The following is a 17,034-nucleotide window of genomic DNA, read 5'->3' as shown; positions in this document are numbered from 1 at the left end:
GCAACGTTCACCAACCGAGCTAAAAACTCTAATCATTGTTGTATGGTATATGTCTCATAACGAAATTTTTTGCATATTTTGTGTATTAAAAGACTGCCCTATTGTCTATAGAATCATTTACAATAAAGGCACTTAATGTAAAACCCAGCAAATTTGCAAGGAATGAAACATGACAACCATTACTTTACCTGCACTTCCATATGGCTATGATGATTTAGCGCCACACATCACTCGCGAAACTTTAGAATACCATCACGACAAACACCACAATACTTATGTTGTTAACTTAAACAACTTAATCAAAGGTACTGACCTTGAAGGCAAAACTTTAGAAGAAATCATCAAAGCGTCTGCTGGTGATGCATCTAAAGCAGGTATCTTTAACAATGCTGCGCAAGTATGGAACCATACATTCTACTGGAACAGCATGAAACCAAATGGTGGTGGTAAGCCAACAGGTGCGATTGCAGCTAAAATCGAAGAAGCTTTTGGTAGCTACGAAAAATTTGCAGAAGAATTTACTGCTGCTGCAACAACTCAATTCGGTTCAGGTTGGGCTTGGTTAGTTGCTGATGAAGTAAACGGCAAATTATCTATTACTAAAACTGCCAATGCAGATACGCCACTTGCTCATGGTCAAGTTGCAGTATTAACCATCGACGTTTGGGAACACGCTTACTACATCGACTTCCGTAACTTACGTCCAAAATACATCGCTACTTTCTTAGAAAGCCTAGTAAACTGGGACTATGCAAATGCAAAACTTGCAGGTCAAACAGCAGGTGTTGAGAAATAATTGATTATTTCTTGAATAAAAAACTGCTCTTGATGAGCAGTTTTTTTTGCGATGCGATTTATAGCATCCACCAGAGCAAATCAACCCAAGTACAATGAATGAAAGACTTAAGTTTAATTGATACTCACACCGTTCAATTGTTTTAAAAGCCGCCCTCTTATCTCAGCTTGCAAAAGCCCCCCAAATAATAAACTTAAAATCAGCCACCCCCAGCATTAGCTCTAAATCACCACAACACATCAAATTTTTAAGCAATAAAAAAACCCTGCTTTCGCAGGGTTTTTTTGAATCAGTTCAGTGCTTAGTGAGCAGCGAATTGGTTCATTGTGTTTTTAGCATCATCGTGCGCTTTAAGAGCGTTGTCACCAGAGAAGATTTCTTTGTGATCATCACCGATGTCAGAACCCGCCATTGCTTGGTGTTTAACACAAGCGATACCACCACGGATTTCTTTACGTTGTACGCCAGCAACATAAGCCAACATACCTTCAGAACCGAAGTAACCTTGTGCAAGCTCATGAGTAGAAAGCGCAGCAGTGTGGTAAGTCGGAAGTGTGATCAAGTGATGGAACACACCCGCTTCACGAGCAGCATCTGCTTGGAATGTACGGATCTTAGCGTCAGCATCAGCAGCTAATTCAGTCGCATCGTACTCAGCGCTCATTAATTTAGCACGGTCGTAAGCAGAAACGTCTTTACCTTCAGCAACCCAACGGTCGTAAGCTTGTTGACGGAAGTTTAAAGTCCAGTTGAACGATGGGCTGTTGTTATAAACAAGCTTCGCATTTGGAACAGTTTCACGTACACGGTTAACCATGTGAGCGATTTCTTCTACGTTTGGAGTCGCAGTTTCGATCCAAAGAAGGTCAGCACCATTTTGAAGGCTAGATACACAGTCAAGTACAACACGGTCAATTTGAGTGTCAGCACGGAACTGATACAAACCAGAAGCTAAACGCTTAGGACGGTGTAATTTACCATTACGTTTGATCAAGATTTCATCTTCTTGAGCATCAGCAATGTCAATTTCAGTTGTATCTAAGTAGCTGATGTATTGAGAAGCGATGTCACCTGGCTCTTTAACCACTGGGATTTTTTGAGTCAAGTCAGCGCCTTCAGAGTCAGTACGCGCAACGATGATACCGTCATCAAGACCCATTTCTAAGAATGCATAACGTAATGCATGGATTTTAGAGATGAAGTCTTCATGTGGAACAGTTACTTTACCAGCTTGGTGACCACATTGTTTCGCATCAGATACTTGGTTTTCGATTTGAAGTGCACAAGCACCCGCTTCGATCATCTTACGTGCAAGTAAATAAGTCGCTTCTTCGTTACCGAAACCAGCGTCGATGTCCGCAATAATTGGCACGATGTGAGTTTGGAAACCGTCGATTTGAGCAGTGATTTCAGCAGCTTTAGCAGTATCACCAGCTTCGTTTGCTTTTTTAAGCGCACGGAATAAATCGTTAAGTTCTTTCGCATCAGCTTGACGTAAGAAAGTGTAGATTTCTTCGATCAAAGCAGGTACAGAAGTTTTTTCATGCATAGATTGGTCAGGAAGTGGACCAAATTCTGAACGAAGTGCAGCAACCATCCAACCAGAAAGGTAGATATAGCGACGTTCAGTTGTACCGAAGTATTTTTTGTTCGCAATCATTTTTTGTTGCGCGATAAAACCGTGCCAGCAACCTAATGATTGAGTATATTTACTAGAATCAGCATCATAAGCAGCCATATCACGACGCATAATCGCAGCTGTATATTTAGCAATATCTAAACCAGTTTTGAATTGGTTTTGCATTTGCATACGCGCAGCATCTTCTGGGCTAATATCGCGCCAAGTGTCGCCGAATTTTGCTTTTAGTTCGCGGATTGCATCAATCGCTGTTTGATATGTAGACATGATATATTCCTTTTGCGGATTGGCATCGAATGATTGCTAATAAATCCTGATTTTAATTAGTCTAGATTTAAAGCACCTCATCAACATGTATCACAGCTTAGTCTTTGGCAAGTGTTTTATCCAATATTCTGGCTTAATCTTCAGTATTTTCTAAAAAAATATATGTATAACCATTTTTCAAAAATACAAAAAATACCAGATAAACGATTGTTTTTATTAACCTTACAAAATACACAACTTAAGCCAACCATCAAATTTCAGACCCATTTTCTAGACTCATCAGTTCAGAAAAAACTAAAACAGGGTTCTTAAAACGACAGGAAATGACAATTTTCTGGTCTATTTTGCCTCAATTTGAATAAAAAATTACACCATAAAAAGCCGTTAAAATTAAATAATTCGACAGAATGTGCCAAGTTGAAACATAAGCATTGAGGCTGTTGCTTTTATGTAGGATTAAGTTACACAAATCCCTTTGGATATGTCATAATTCAAGGCAATTCAAGGATTTTATTTTCGGTATTTTTTTTATGAATCTGGAGCGCGTCGATCTCAATTTATTAATTTATCTTGACGTACTTCTTCGTGAAAAAAATGTCACCCGCGCAGCAGAGCAATTGGGTGTTACCCAGCCTGCGATGAGTAATATTCTGCGTCGTTTACGTAATTTATTTAACGACCCCCTACTCATTCGTTCTTCTGAAGGTATGACGCCAACAGAACGTGCATTAGAATTACAGCCACGTATTCGAGATGCATTGGCTGATCTGTCAATGATTCTTGAACCGCGTACTGAATTCCGTCCTTATACCAGTAATCGTGTATTCCGGATTATGACATCCGATTATGCCGAAGCGACTTTAGTTCCACGTTTAGTAAAAGCTTTACGCTCAGAAGCACCCAATGTGGTCTTGGATTTCTTAACTCCAAGTGACGTGTCCTACCGTGATATGGAACAAGGTAAAGTTGATCTAGCCATTAACCGCTTCAACGAAATCCCGCAAAGCTTCCATCAGGTCTTAGTATGGCGTGATAGTTTTAGCTGTATTTTAAATGATAAGCACCCTGCAGTTACTCACCTCAATTTAAAAAGTTATTTAGATGCACAGCATATTTGGGTATCTAAAACAGGTATGGGTGTCGGCTTTGGTGTCAATCCAGAAAAACAAGCTGGATTAGGTTGGATTGATCAAGCTTTAGAGCGTATCGGTCAACGCCGCAAGATCTCTGTATTTACCCGTCATTATCAAATGCCAGCACTCTTGGCGCAAAATGTAGATTTAATCGCGACGTTACCAACACGTATGGCGCGTTTACAAACACAGAATCCTAGACTGGTTATAAAGGATCCTCCTTTCTATATTCCTGAATTTGAACTAAAAATGGCTTGGTGTCCGTTGTTGCATCATCATCCTGCACATCGTTGGCTCAGACAATTGATTTTGTTTGTGGCTCGCCAAATGATTGAGGAAGAAAATCGTGAATACTTGTTGAATAATGGCAATTCACAATTACCACATAGCTTTTTCTAAACAGACACATTAACAAGATGAAATTTCAGCCATATCTTCTGTGTGGCTGATTGTTTTAATAATAATATCAATAAAAATTTATTTCTTTTAATTATTGATAGTTTATATTCTCTTATAGAATAAGCGAGTGAAATAATGCGTAACAAACAATTATTTGCATAAGCGATTTTATAGGCTGTGTCCTATCAACATAGGTGATGTATGGATATTTTACAAAGCATGATGATTCTAGTCCTTCTAGTCGCATGTTCATTCTTTTTATCCTTATCTGAAATCGCGATTGCTGGATCACGAAAACTCAAACTCAAACTCATTGCCGAAAGCGGTGAGGAAAGAGCAAATAAAGTCATCGAGTTACAAGAAAACTCAGCAGACTTTTTTGCATCCACCCAAGTCGGCGTGAATGCTGTCGCGATCTTGGGGGGTATTGTCGGTGAATCCTCATTGCGTCCCTACTTCCACAACTTGGCGACTGAGCTTTACCCAGGGCCTTGGGCAGATACCATCGGATTCAGCTTATCTTTTTTAACAGTCACTTCCCTATTTATCTTGTTTGCTGATTTGATGCCAAAACGTTTGGCCATGATCTTTCCAGAAAAACTAGCCATTAAAGTCATCAATCCAATTACGATCTTTATCAAAATCTGCAGACCATTGGCTTGGTTTATTAATATCATTGCAAATTCAATTTTTAGAATCTTTAAAATTGATACTAAACGCGATGACAGCATGACTTTTGATGATATTTCTGCCATCGTAAATGCTGGTGCACAAGCTGGTGTCTTACAAAAACAAGAACATCATTTCATTGAAAATGTATTTGAGCTTGAAGAACGAACTGTCCCATCCAGCATGACGGCACGAGAAAATATTGTTTATTTCACTTTGAATGAACCGGAACAGAGTATTCGTCAAAAGCTGGCTGAACATCCTTATTCAAAATTCTTAGTGTGTAGTGAACATATTGATCAGGTTATTGGTTATGTCGATGCCAAAGATATTCTGGTACGTATCTTAAACAATCAATCCTTTACCCAACTCAATGAATCAACCATCCGTAATGTCCTGATTATTCCAGACTCTTTAACCTTATCTGAACTACTGGATCGTTTCCGCTCGACCAAAGAAAAGTTTGCTGTTGTGATCAACGAGTATGCTTTGGTTGTGGGTGTTATCACGCTCAGCGATATTATGATCACGGTCATGGGAGACTGGGTTACACCGATGGATGAGGAAAAGCAGATTATCAAACGAGATAATCATTCTTGGTTGATTGACGGCAGCACACCAATTGAAGATGTAAAACACGCATTAACCATCGAAGAATTCCCGGAAAATGAAAATTACGAAACGATTGCAGGCTTTATCATGTATCGTTTACGCAAAATTCCGCGCCCTGCTGATGCTGTTGAATATGCTGGTTTCAAATTTGAAGTTGTCGATATTGACCACTATAAAATTGACCAATTGCTAGTGACTCAAGTTTTACCCAATCTCGAAGGTGAATCTCCAGCATCACAAGATGATTAATCTTGAAAGCTAAAAAAAGCCCATATATGGGCTTTTTTTATTTCATGACAAACCAGATCACGGTAGCCAATATCAATAAAATTAAAATAAAAGCTTTAATTCCACCACGACTACGTTGCGCCAATTGCTCTTGAATCTGCGCCTGTTCTTGTGGATGATCTTGAAGATATTGATCAATTAAATCTTTAGATTCCTTTAGGCCTAAACCCGTTTTTTCTCGCGTGATTTTGATCGCATCAATTAGCTGCCCTGCACGAAGCATGGCTAAAGCTTCTACAGGAATCGTCGGTGGTAAATTCATAAAATTAACAATCCTTGTTATTTTCTATTGGCAACCGCATTGATCAGAACAGGATATTTAAAATTCCTTAATTCCCACCATACATGGAGATGAGTTCATCCAAGGTCGCTTGATAGTGAATACCAATGTCTTCTGCCAAGATTTTATAAGCGTTATCAAACTGAACCATCGGCCAACCTTCTTTCCAAAATGGGAAAATATTGTGTAGGCCTTCAGTCACGATTGCATCTTCACGGCTAATCGCTTGAGCAACTTGAGCTAAAACCTGAGCGGTTTCTGCACCATCAATCGCTAAATAATCAATACCACGCACTTTTAAAATACGGATACGATCTTTTTTATAGCGAATTTTTTTCGCCTGACCAGCATTTAAACCTAATGCGAGTGTAACCGCTTCTACAAACTTTTCTTCAAAGTTTGCATTCAATGCAACCAAAGCTTGTTTATGTGCTTCTTGACGCCCAGCCTTCCCCCCATTACGGATAATCTCATTTGCTTCCGTATCCAGCTTATCTTTTTTCATAGACTGTAAAATGTCTAAAATTTCGATATCGCTTAAAGATTCAGGAGATTGCTCAATCATGGGAGTCCTAATACACAAAAATAAAAAAACATTGTCTCATAAAAGCGATATCAAAGCAGATATAAAATTGAAATTTGGCATTCGATCTGCATCATTTTTTATGTCAGGTTCCAAAGCTTGCTCCCCAACAGAATCAGATATTTTGAAGCTATATTTATTTGCATAATTACTTTTACCCTGATAATATTATTTTACCCGTATAAAATAATGCGAAGAAAATGAATACTCAAACAACAACCTATACTGCCTTTTCTGGCAATACATTGGTCGCAAGTGGGCAACCTGCTGAGCTTGCAATTAAGATTAAACTTACGCCCAAGACATCTGAGAATATTTTAATTTTCAATGACCAAACTGGCCGACAGGTTGATCTTGATCTTTCTGGTTCTGAACAAGAAATTCATCAACGTTATAGTGAGCCTGAGCCAACAAAGAAAGTTGGGCGACCGAAACTTGGCGTCATCTCTCGTGAAATTACCTTACAGAAAAAGCATTGGGATTGGCTGGATCAACAGAGTGCCAGTGCATCGGCTGTGATCCGCAAATTGATCGATAAAGAACTGAATGATCATAATTCTGAAAGCAATATCATGCTTGCCAAGCAAGCCACTGACCACTTTATGTCTGCCATGTTAGGCAATATGCCAAATTACGAAGAAGCAACTCGTGCTCTATATCAAGGTGATCAAACGATTTTTTTTAAGATGATTCAAGATTATCCTAAAGATATAAAAGAATATTTAGTTTTCAAAACACGTCATATTTTCTAAATGCATTCTTTTTATCATTTGTTAAAATAACTTGCTCTACCCGTCTTAGATGGTAGAGCATTTTTATCACCATCGAGTGAAAATCATCGTTTACTGATCATATAAAACTAATATTCAAAGACCTAAAAATATAGATATGAAAAAGGACAAGTTCAATGGTCAAACTTAAGAATGAAAATTTCCTTTATATTGGCCTATTTGTTTTACTTTGGGGGAGCGCTGCCATTTTTACCAAATGGGGACTTCATCATGGTGCTACAATTCCTTTTCTGTTTTTCCGTTTTTTGATTGCTACAGCGTTAATTTTATTCTTCTGTTTAATTTCAAAACAGCCTTTTTACCCACAAAACACCTCTTTTAAATATGTCATCTTTACAGGTTGCTTCTTAATTACGGGTTATACTCTGTTTTATTTTTTATCCCTTGAATTTGGAATTTCCCCAGGGCTTCTTTCTACCATCCTTGCCTTACAACCTATTCTGACCTTTTTTATTACAGAGAAAAGTTTTTCCAAAGTTAAGCTCACAGGGTTATTGCTTAGTTTTTTTGGAATTATTTGTTTGGTTTACAACAATATGTTTGTCAACAAATTATCTTTATGGGCAACGCTTGCATCAATTATCTGCCTGATATGTATCACGACAGGTGTGATTCTACAGAGAAAAATTTCTGAAAAACCATGGCATGTTTTACCACTACAATATGCCATATCTTTGATTTTCATTATTTTTATCATCCCATTTCAATCATTTCATTTTGAGATGAATTGGGGCTTTTGGATTCCTGTTTTATATCAAGGCATTATTGTTTCTGTGATTGCTCAACTGATTTTTTATAAATTATTACAATCAGGCAATCTAGTGAATACAACTAGCTTATTCTATCTTGTTCCCCTTGTGACGTTGATACTCGACTTTATGATTTTTAATACCCAACTTTCCACTTTCGACTACGTTGGAATTACAGCGATCTTGAGTGGTGTTTATTTAGTGTATAGAAAAGCAGTTAAACCAAGTTGCACGACATAATATCAAAACGACAACTGCAAAGAATACAATGAGTAAATATGCAACAGAACCAATTTCAGCTTTTTTAGCCCACTCAAATAAAAAAACCCGCTTACGCGGGTTTTCAAAATCAATTCAGCCGATTAAAGACGAACTAACTCCACCACTTTTTCAGCGGCTTCTTCAACCGTTTCAGCAGTAATTTCTGTATCTGTACCATCCACAGTCGTTGTGATAATTACAACACCTGTTTCACGTAATAATACAATTTGCTCAGCCGTTAAATTGGCTTTTGCAATTGCGACTACACCCTGTTGGATCAATAAACTTTCTAAAGCTTGAGCTTTCTCGATCAACGATGCAGAAACACCAATCACAGCAGGTTTTTGACCTAAACGTGCCGCACGATCTTCAGCAGTTACAGGGTTGCTATGCGCTGCCCATTCAACCGCCGCTTCAACCATACCTGCACCGACAGTCACATTGCTTAGACGGTCAATAAAGATGAATGAACCGGTGTAACGGCTGTCTTGATATTGATCGAAGACCACTGGTGCATCAAACTCAACGACAACATCTGCGATTGCATTCAACTCAAGCTCTTCAACTTGCGTGTGTTCCAAAGTATTCACATTGACACGAAAGTTAATTGCCGTCACTTTCGCTGGAACAGTTTGAGTCCCAATTTTGACGTTATACAGTTTGCCTTTTACCAGCGGATGCTCATTCATCCAGACCACTGATGCACGCACACTACGTGAAATCAATGGTTGCTCGCCTGCACGGACCAAAACGTTACCACGAGAAATATCAATTTCATCGTTTAAAGTTAAAGTAACGGCTTGACCTGCAACGGCCTGTTCTAGGTTGCCATCAAAAGTTACGATTTCTTTAACTGTTGATTTCTTACCAGATGGCAAGGCAATAATTTCATCACCAACATTCACTTGACCAAGCGCAATCGTACCTGCGAAACCACGGAAATCGAGGTTTGGACGATTCACATATTGAACAGGGAAACGGAATTCACGTTTATTAGATTCACGTTTAATTTCCACTGACTCAAGCAGGCTCATCAAGGTTTGACCCTTGTACCATGGCGTACTTGCAGATGGATTAACAACGTTATCGCCATTTAATGCCGAGATGGGTACGAACACAATATTTTCAGGGCGACGATCGCCGAGTTGACTCACGAAAGCATCATATTCAACTTGGATTTCATTGAAGCGTGCTTCAGAGAACTCAACCAAGTCCATCTTATTAATCGCAACAACAATATTTTTAATACCCAATAAGCTTGCGATAAATGAATGGCGACGAGTTTGTGTTTGCACACCATAACGTGCATCGATCAAGATAATCGCAAGATCGGCAGTAGATGCACCAGTCGCCATGTTACGCGTGTATTGTTCATGTCCTGGTGTATCTGCAATGATGAACTTACGCTTTTCTGTAGAGAAATAGCGATAAGCCACATCAATGGTAATACCTTGCTCACGCTCAGCCTGTAAGCCATCAACCAGTAAGGCAAGATCAGGTGCATCACCTGTAGTACCCACTTTCTTACTGTCACGTGTTACTGCTTGCAATTGATCTTCATAAATCAATTTTGAATCGTAAAGTAAACGACCAATTAAGGTACTTTTACCATCGTCGACATTACCACATGTCAAAAAACGTAATAAATCTTTTTGCTCATGCTGTTTTAAATATCCCAAGATGTCTTGGCTAATAAGATCTGATTGATGAGACATTGCTCAAAACTCCACATATTCTTTAGAAATCGGTTTTAATCTCCTTAAATCCCTCTTTAAAAAGAGGGACTTGCTTAAGGAAATTAGAAATAACCTTCTTGCTTTTTCTTTTCCATCGAACCAGCCTCATCATGGTCAATCATACGACCTTGACGCTCTGAGCTCGTGGCCAAAAGCATTTCTTGGATAATTTCAGGCAAGGTATCTGCTTCAGACTCAACTGCCCCAGTTAATGGGTAACAACCAAGTGTACGGAAACGTACCGATTTCATTTGTGGAACTTCACCTTCTTTTAAGCGCATACGTTCATCATCGACCATGATTAGCGTGCCACTACGTTCAACCACAGGTCGAACTGCAGAGAAATAAAGAGGAACCAGTTGAATATTTTCCAAATAGATATATTGCCAGATATCTAACTCAGTCCAGTTAGACAATGGGAATACACGAATACTTTCACCTTTGTTCACTTTACCGTTGTAAAGGTTCCAAAGTTCTGGACGCTGGTTTTTTGGATCCCAACGATGTTTATTATCACGGAATGAATACACGCGCTCTTTGGCACGAGATTTTTCTTCATCACGGCGCGCACCACCAAAAGCAGCATCAAACTGATACTTATCCAAAGCTTGTTTTAAACCTTGGGTTTTCATGATATCTGTATATTTTGAACTACCGTGATCAAACGGGTTAATGCCCGCCTCACGGCCTTCTACATTTTGATGTACGATCAGATCAAAACCATGCGTTTTTGCCATGTTGTCACGGAAAGCAATCATGTCTTTAAACTTCCAACCCGTATCTACATGCAGTAGTGGGAATGGGAGTTTCGCTGGATAGAATGCTTTTAATGCCAAATGCAACATTACTGCTGAGTCTTTACCAATCGAGTAAAGCATCACCGGATTTTCAAATTCAGCTGCAACTTCACGAATAATATGAATACTTTCTGCCTCAAGTTGCTTGAGGTGAGTTAATCTATTTTCAGTCATGTACAATTTCCTCCTTATCCATGCTATCCATAAAATCTATAAGTGGGATTAAACCACCACTTTGAAGACTGTGTGGAGGAACAAGTGCCATAACAACTCCAATTTTTCATGATATAGATATTCTTACTGGTGGCAAAAAACCACTCAATAGCGGTTATTCATTATAATAATTTAGATCCAGTTCTTTAGCTTGTTTTTTCATATCAATATGCAAAATTATGATATAAAAATAAGATTATGGAATATCAGTACAACCTATTCCTCACCAAAAAATATAAAAAAAGAAGCCCAAAGGCTTCTTTTTTCAAAGATTTAAAACCTATCAGAAACCGAACATTTTCCGTTCTAATGGAATTTCAACACCGACAGAAACACCACCATCACTGCCATTCAAATCAGAATCACTGACCCAACCATTCACTTTTAATGGAATTGTTGGTTTCAAGTAGTGTGTCCAAGTCAAATCAAGACCTTTTATATTGTCTTCTTTTGGAAATGCAGTATTAACAGCCATATTTGATTGATTCAATTTGGCATAAATTACACGCCCATTTAAACGGTTCATTGTATCAAAACGAATATCACCACCAACTGAATACATCTGACTATCACCACCAATTGAATGGCCTAATGAAAAACCATGTTGGTAATATCCTTCTTTATAAATATGGTGAGTATAAGAAATACCTTTTACCTCACCATTGGTACGTGTATCCGTCCATTCTGCATAGAGCTGATACGGCATATTTTTATAGCTTGATGAGAAATCAGCACCCGCTAGGTACATCCATTTTGCTGGTAAATATCCAGCCTCATCCTCACCAATCATTTGACTATAGATACTAATTGGCTGATTCAATAATGGTTGTAAAGATAAACGTGCATCAAAGCCTGCTAATTGATTTCCACCTTCGTAATCATTATAGAAATTATCATTACCTTTAATCGCATCCCATAACGAGCTCAGGCTTTCAGGACGACCTTTTCCGCCCCATTGCATGACACGTGAAGCACCCAACTCCAAATAAGGTAAAGGCTGAGCAGTCAACCGCATCCCAACGAGTTTTGCATCTGGAATAGAAGTATAATCATCTAACTGACCTCCAAATAGCTGGTACTGCCAAGGGCCAATCCAAGATAACCACTTGGTCTCAAATGCATTTTGGACAGCACGCTGCACCGTAACACCATACACAGGACGGCTAGCATCACCGCGAATCAAACTTCCATCATGCCCAGGGCCCCAATAGGTCGGAATCTGACCTGCAATCACCCATTGATTCCAAAGCTTACCAGCAAGATAAGAACCTTCTACATTGACATCATGCCCATTATCAACCAGTGGATCTTTCTCTCCATTCACACGAAGTTTCGCATCCCAATTTTCACCACCTGCATTAAACTCAGCAGCGACCTGATATTGTGATTTTTGGTTGTCACCAAATGTTTGAGGAACAGTTTTAAGATCAGAGCTGGCATGTAAACCAAGTTTAACCGTTTCATTATCTGCTTTCAGTGCATTAACAACTGAATTCACCACCTTTTGCTGAGCATTATTGCTCACTTTCGCTTGGGATAAAGCACGTTGAATTTCATCCCCACTCATTGGCCAAGTCGACGTACTAATTTGAATAACACCTTGCTGGTTCAGCCAATTTAAATCTGTACGTAAATTTGCATCGTTTAAGATGAGGCCTTGTGCAAATGTTGCAGAGGAAAGCGAAGCAAATAATGCGACATAAAGCGATTTTTTTAGAAACATATCTAAACTGTTCTCAAATTTATTTATGTGCACATGATCGTTTTTTTACGATCTCTTTTCAATCATCAAATGCAATAATTATATTTTTTTAATCATGAATATAAAAAGCCACTTCATGGAAGTGGCTTTTGAATGAACGGTAAATTAATCTTTACGGCGCATATGTGGGAATAATAAAACGTCACGAATACTCGCAGCATTGGCAAACAACATCACCAAACGATCAATACCGATGCCCTGACCGGCTGTCGGTGGCAAACCGTATTCCAATGCTTCGATAAAGTCTGCATCGTAATGCATTGCTTCATCATCACCTGCATCTTTTTCTGCAACCTGTGCTTGGAAGCGCTCAGCCTGATCAATCGGGTCATTTAACTCAGAGAAACCATTTGCCAACTCACGACCACCGATAAAGAACTCGAAACGATCGGTAATGTGCGGATTATCATCATTACGACGTGCCAGTGGTGAAGTTTCAGCAGGATACTCAGTAATGAACGTCGGCTGACGCAGTTTAGTTTCTACGGTTTCTTCAAATACGATGGTTTGTAATTTACCTAAACCAAAACCAGGTTTCACCTGCTCTTTTAAAACGTCTTTGGTAAATTTCGCCAAGAATTCACGGTCATTCACATTTTCAGGTGTGAAGTCTGGATTATTCTCAAGAATTGCATCAAACATTGAGATCTTTTTGAATGGACCTTTGAAGCTATAGACTTCTTCACCATAAGGCACATCAGTAGAACCCAAGATATCGACGGCCAATTTTTCAAGCATGTTTTCAGTCAATACCATCAAGTCTTTATAATCAGCATAGGCTTGATAGAACTCAATCATGGTGAATTCAGGGTTGTGACGTGTTGAAACCCCTTCGTTACGGAAGTTACGGTTAATTTCAAACACACGCTCAAAACCACCCACCACAAGGCGTTTTAAATAGAGTTCCGGTGCAACACGTAAATACAGTTCCATGTCCAAAGCATTATGATGCGTTACGAATGGCTTCGCAGATGCACCACCAGGAATCACATGCATCATTGGCGTTTCAACTTCCATGAAACGTTCATTGGTCAAGAATGCGCGAATTCCAGCAACCACTTGGGCACGAATTTCAAAGGTTTTACGTGTTTCTTCATTTACGATCAAATCTAAATAACGTTTACGATATTTCGCTTCAGTATCAGTTAAACCATGGAATTTATCTGGCAGCGGACGCAGTGATTTGGTCAGTAATTCAAAACCTTCGAGGTGCACATATAAGTCACCTTTACCCGAACGACCAATATAACCTTCAGCAGCGATAATATCGCCAAGGTCTAAACTTTTAATGGTTTCTAAAATGTCAGCTGGCAAACCTTTACGGTCTACATAAAGTTGGATACGACCTGTCATATCTTGGATCACCATAAATGATCCACGGTTGAGCATCACACGACCCGCAACTTTTACATACACTTTTTCAGCGTCTTCAATTTGCGCCTTGTCTTGATCTTTAAACTGTTCTTGCAAATCAGCTGCATAGTGCTCACGTTTAAACGTGTTAGGCCACGGGCTCTTACCCGTTTGTTTTGCAGTCTCTTGGATTTGCTTTAATTTGGCATGACGCTGTGCGATTAAATCGTTTTCGGAAAGTGTTTGTTCAGAAGTCGATTGAGCGTTTTGTTGCGTCATCTCTGCCTCGATTAAGTAAAAAATGAAGTGACATAGAATAGCAGATCACAACTCATTTTCGTATTGTTTCAACCAGACAATTCAAAAAAATCAAGATTTATCCATTTTTGAATCGAGATAACGCAGCAATTTTCCGCTAAAAAATCGATCAGCTGTCGCTTATTTCTCAGCTAAATGCTTGACCATGGCAAGTCCCTGATCAAAGCCTTTATTCATAAATTCTGCATGTTCTGGTTGAATATCGACCTCTACATGCAATTGCGTTTCACCATTAAAATCAAACAGCATATATTTTTCTAAAGCACCAGCCCAAGACTTCACAGCTTCACTTTCTAGATCCTCCTTGCCGTTCTCAATCATCCCAAGATGCTTAAAAACAATCTCTTTAGGTTCATCTATGCTTTCGATGGTGGAGATCATGCCATTGCCTTTGCCATCTCCGAAATAGGTTTTACCGCCCACTTTCCAATCCGTGGTCATGGTTGAATCGCATGCAAAGAATTTTGTCCATGCCTGATAACTTTCTGGGGTCCACAGGACTTCCCAAACTTTCTCAGGGGTCGCATAAATTTTTATATTATAAGATAAGGTTTCCATGCTTTATTCTCCTTGATCATTGTTTTCATCATCATATCTTGATTCTGAATGTTTGTTTTTTATACACACTATATTTATACATTTCGGCTTTTTTTAATTATATAAGCGTTATATTTTTACAAAAAATTAGAGTAATTGCTCAAATAACAAGACTTTCAGATAGAATTGCCATATCACTTTTTGAATAAATGATTAAACTCTTGCATTTACTTTACTTAAATGTCGTTCTGCGTAAAAATCTAACTCCCGATTAGCATAAGTTAGTTCCTATTGCAGCGATCATAGCGACATTACGGAATAGTTTTACTGAAAGGCAACTTGAACATACCTATCAGTTTGGAGAGTCACATGAAAAAATATCAATGTATCGTTTGTGGTTGGATTTACGACGAAGCAGAAGGTTGGCCACAAGACGGCATTGCAGCAGGGACCAAATGGGAAGATATCCCAGATGATTGGACTTGCCCAGATTGCGGCGTTTCAAAAGCTGATTTTGAAATGATTGAAATCTAAATAGATCGAGAAGGCCGTGACAATGATCATGGTCTTTTTTTTTGCTATCGTTTGTTTTTAAATAAGAAAATATTGGAGAATAGAATGCATCCTATCGTTATCATCGGATCGGGCATGGCAGGTTACACCGTAGCACGAGAGTTTCGTAAACTAAGTCCTGAACAAGAACTGGTTATGATCTGTGCAGATGATGCGGTAAATTATGCAAAACCAACATTATCTAATGCCTTTGCAGGGAATAAAGCACCAGAACAAATCGCTTTAGGTGATGCGACAAAGATGGCAACCCAATTGAATATGCGCATTGATGCAGACACATGGGTGAAAGCAATCAATGCCGAAAACCATGAACTTACATTAGAAAAAAATGGGCAAACCATTACCCAACCTTATTCAAAGTTAGTATTGGCTGTCGGTGCAAACCCTATCCGCTTAGCGATTGCTGGTGATGGCAGTGATGACATTCATGTCGTGAACTCATTGGTCGACTATCGTATCTTCCGTGAAAACCTTGCAAACCGTAAAGACAAACGCGTGGTTATTCTTGGTGCAGGTCTGATTGGCTGTGAATTTGCCAATGACTTATTGCATAGCCAATATGATGTTACTGTAATTGACTTAGCTCCTCAGCCACTGGGTCGTTTATTGCCAAACCATGTCGCTGAAGCCTTTAAGACCAATTTAGAACAAGCAGGCATTAAATTTGCACTCTCTACCACGGTGGAAAAAGTCACCAAAATTAACAATGGTGAAGACTACGAAGTCACTTTAGCCAATGGTAAAACACTGGTCGCTGATATTGTTCTTTCTGCAATTGGCTTACAACCAAATATCTCGTTAGCAAAAGCAGCAGACATTCAAACCAGTCGCGGCATTATTACCAACACGCTTTTAGAAACCAATCAAGCTGATATCTACGCTGTCGGTGACTGTGCAGAAGTGAATGGCACTTTATTGCCATATGTGATGCCAATTATGCAGCAAGCACGTGCTTTAGCAAAAACGCTCAGTGGTCAAAGCACAGCGGTACACTACCCTGCTATGCCAGTTGCAGTAAAAACACCTGCTGCGCCATTGACGGTTTTACCTGCACCGCTTAATGTGGATGTGAACTGGGAAACTGAAGAGTTTGATGACGGTATGCTTGCCAAAGCAGCTGATGGTGAAGGAACCTTGAGAGGTTTTGTACTGTTAGGCGCAACTGCAGGCAAACAACGTTTAACGCTCACCAAGCTGGTTCCAGACTTGATTCCAGCGCAAGTTTAAGGTTTAAATACGAGAGTTTGTTGAGAAAAGAATTTCCTCCAAACTCTCTAA

15 protein-coding genes are annotated in these 17,034 nt (G+C 39.1%); 7 read left to right on the top strand and 8 right to left on the bottom strand.

Features of this window, described 5'->3' with window-relative positions; translation table 11 throughout:
• Positions 1 to 169 precede the first annotated feature (169 nt).
• On the top strand, positions 170 to 796 hold the full coding sequence (locus A7P55_RS09670) for a superoxide dismutase (RefSeq protein WP_171551936.1): 627 nt from the start codon (positions 170 to 172) through the stop codon (positions 794 to 796).
• Between the two features lie 301 nt (positions 797 to 1,097).
• Here the strand turns inward: A7P55_RS09670 and A7P55_RS09665 are convergent, their stop codons facing one another.
• A complete protein-coding gene (locus A7P55_RS09665) occupies positions 1,098 to 2,702 on the bottom strand; it encodes an isocitrate lyase (RefSeq protein WP_005145450.1) in 1,605 nt (534 codons plus the stop codon).
• Positions 2,703 to 3,232: 530 nt separating this feature from the next.
• Between A7P55_RS09665 and A7P55_RS09660 the strand changes: the two genes are divergently transcribed.
• Together A7P55_RS09660 and A7P55_RS09655 are read left to right on the top strand one after the other, a co-directional pair.
• Complete coding sequence (locus A7P55_RS09660) at positions 3,233 to 4,234, top strand: LysR family transcriptional regulator (protein WP_004808464.1); 1,002 nt, start codon at positions 3,233 to 3,235, stop codon at positions 4,232 to 4,234.
• A 201-nt stretch (positions 4,235 to 4,435) separates the two neighbouring features.
• Entirely contained in the window at positions 4,436 to 5,764 is a 1,329-nt protein-coding gene (locus tag A7P55_RS09655; RefSeq protein WP_171551935.1) for a hemolysin family protein, read from the top strand.
• A gap of 37 nt (positions 5,765 to 5,801) precedes the next feature.
• On the opposite strand, the gene A7P55_RS09650 is transcribed toward A7P55_RS09655, so the two are convergent.
• A complete protein-coding gene (locus tag A7P55_RS09650) occupies positions 5,802 to 6,065 on the bottom strand; it encodes a ribosomal protein L7/L12 (protein WP_171551934.1) in 264 nt (87 codons plus the stop codon).
• 67 nt (positions 6,066 to 6,132) lie between these two features.
• Complete coding sequence (locus tag A7P55_RS09645; protein ID WP_171551933.1) at positions 6,133 to 6,648, bottom strand: hypothetical protein; 516 nt, start codon at positions 6,646 to 6,648, stop codon at positions 6,133 to 6,135.
• A gap of 218 nt (positions 6,649 to 6,866) precedes the next feature.
• On the opposite strand from A7P55_RS09645, the gene A7P55_RS09640 reads away from it, so the two are divergent.
• Together A7P55_RS09640 and A7P55_RS09635 are read left to right on the top strand one after the other, a co-directional pair.
• Complete coding sequence (locus A7P55_RS09640) at positions 6,867 to 7,418, top strand: DUF2239 family protein (RefSeq protein WP_171551932.1); 552 nt, start codon at positions 6,867 to 6,869, stop codon at positions 7,416 to 7,418.
• A gap of 155 nt (positions 7,419 to 7,573) precedes the next feature.
• Positions 7,574 to 8,446: a DMT family transporter gene (locus A7P55_RS09635; RefSeq protein ID WP_171551931.1), complete on the top strand. Its 873-nt coding sequence runs from the start codon at positions 7,574 to 7,576 to the stop codon at positions 8,444 to 8,446.
• 122 nt (positions 8,447 to 8,568) lie between these two features.
• Here A7P55_RS09635 and cysN read toward each other — a convergent pair whose 3' ends face one another.
• From cysN to A7P55_RS09610, 5 genes are all read right to left on the bottom strand, one after another.
• Entirely contained in the window at positions 8,569 to 10,182 is a 1,614-nt protein-coding gene (cysN, locus tag A7P55_RS09630; RefSeq protein ID WP_171551930.1) for a sulfate adenylyltransferase subunit CysN, read from the bottom strand.
• Between the two features lie 83 nt (positions 10,183 to 10,265).
• The gene (gene cysD / locus A7P55_RS09625) at positions 10,266 to 11,174 is read right to left on the bottom strand and encodes a sulfate adenylyltransferase subunit CysD (RefSeq protein WP_004808480.1); all 909 of its coding nucleotides are present in this window, start codon (positions 11,172 to 11,174) and stop codon (positions 10,266 to 10,268) included.
• 322 nt (positions 11,175 to 11,496) lie between these two features.
• Positions 11,497 to 12,936, bottom strand: a complete 1,440-nt coding sequence (locus A7P55_RS09620; protein WP_171551929.1) for a capsule assembly Wzi family protein — start codon at positions 12,934 to 12,936, stop codon at positions 11,497 to 11,499.
• A gap of 144 nt (positions 12,937 to 13,080) precedes the next feature.
• Entirely contained in the window at positions 13,081 to 14,607 is a 1,527-nt protein-coding gene (lysS, locus tag A7P55_RS09615; RefSeq protein WP_171551928.1) for a lysine--tRNA ligase, read from the bottom strand.
• Between the two features lie 159 nt (positions 14,608 to 14,766).
• Entirely contained in the window at positions 14,767 to 15,204 is a 438-nt protein-coding gene (locus A7P55_RS09610; RefSeq protein ID WP_005202469.1) for an SRPBCC domain-containing protein, read from the bottom strand.
• A gap of 348 nt (positions 15,205 to 15,552) precedes the next feature.
• Between A7P55_RS09610 and rubA the strand changes: the two genes are divergently transcribed.
• Both rubA and rubB read left to right on the top strand, forming a co-directional pair.
• Positions 15,553 to 15,717 (top strand): rubredoxin RubA, encoded by a 165-nt coding sequence (gene rubA, locus A7P55_RS09605; RefSeq protein WP_000760495.1) that lies wholly within the window; start codon positions 15,553 to 15,555, stop codon positions 15,715 to 15,717.
• Between the two features lie 84 nt (positions 15,718 to 15,801).
• The gene (gene rubB, locus A7P55_RS09600; RefSeq protein ID WP_171551927.1) at positions 15,802 to 16,983 is read left to right on the top strand and encodes a rubredoxin reductase RubB; all 1,182 of its coding nucleotides are present in this window, start codon (positions 15,802 to 15,804) and stop codon (positions 16,981 to 16,983) included.
• Positions 16,984 to 17,034: the final 51 nt, after the last annotated feature.

It is taken from the genome of Acinetobacter sp. Ac_5812, from assembly GCF_013072695.1.
Lineage (GTDB): Bacteria > Pseudomonadota > Gammaproteobacteria > Pseudomonadales > Moraxellaceae > Acinetobacter.
The sequence above is the reverse complement of the archived record's forward strand: the minus strand, read 5'-3'. Positions and strand labels throughout refer to the sequence as shown.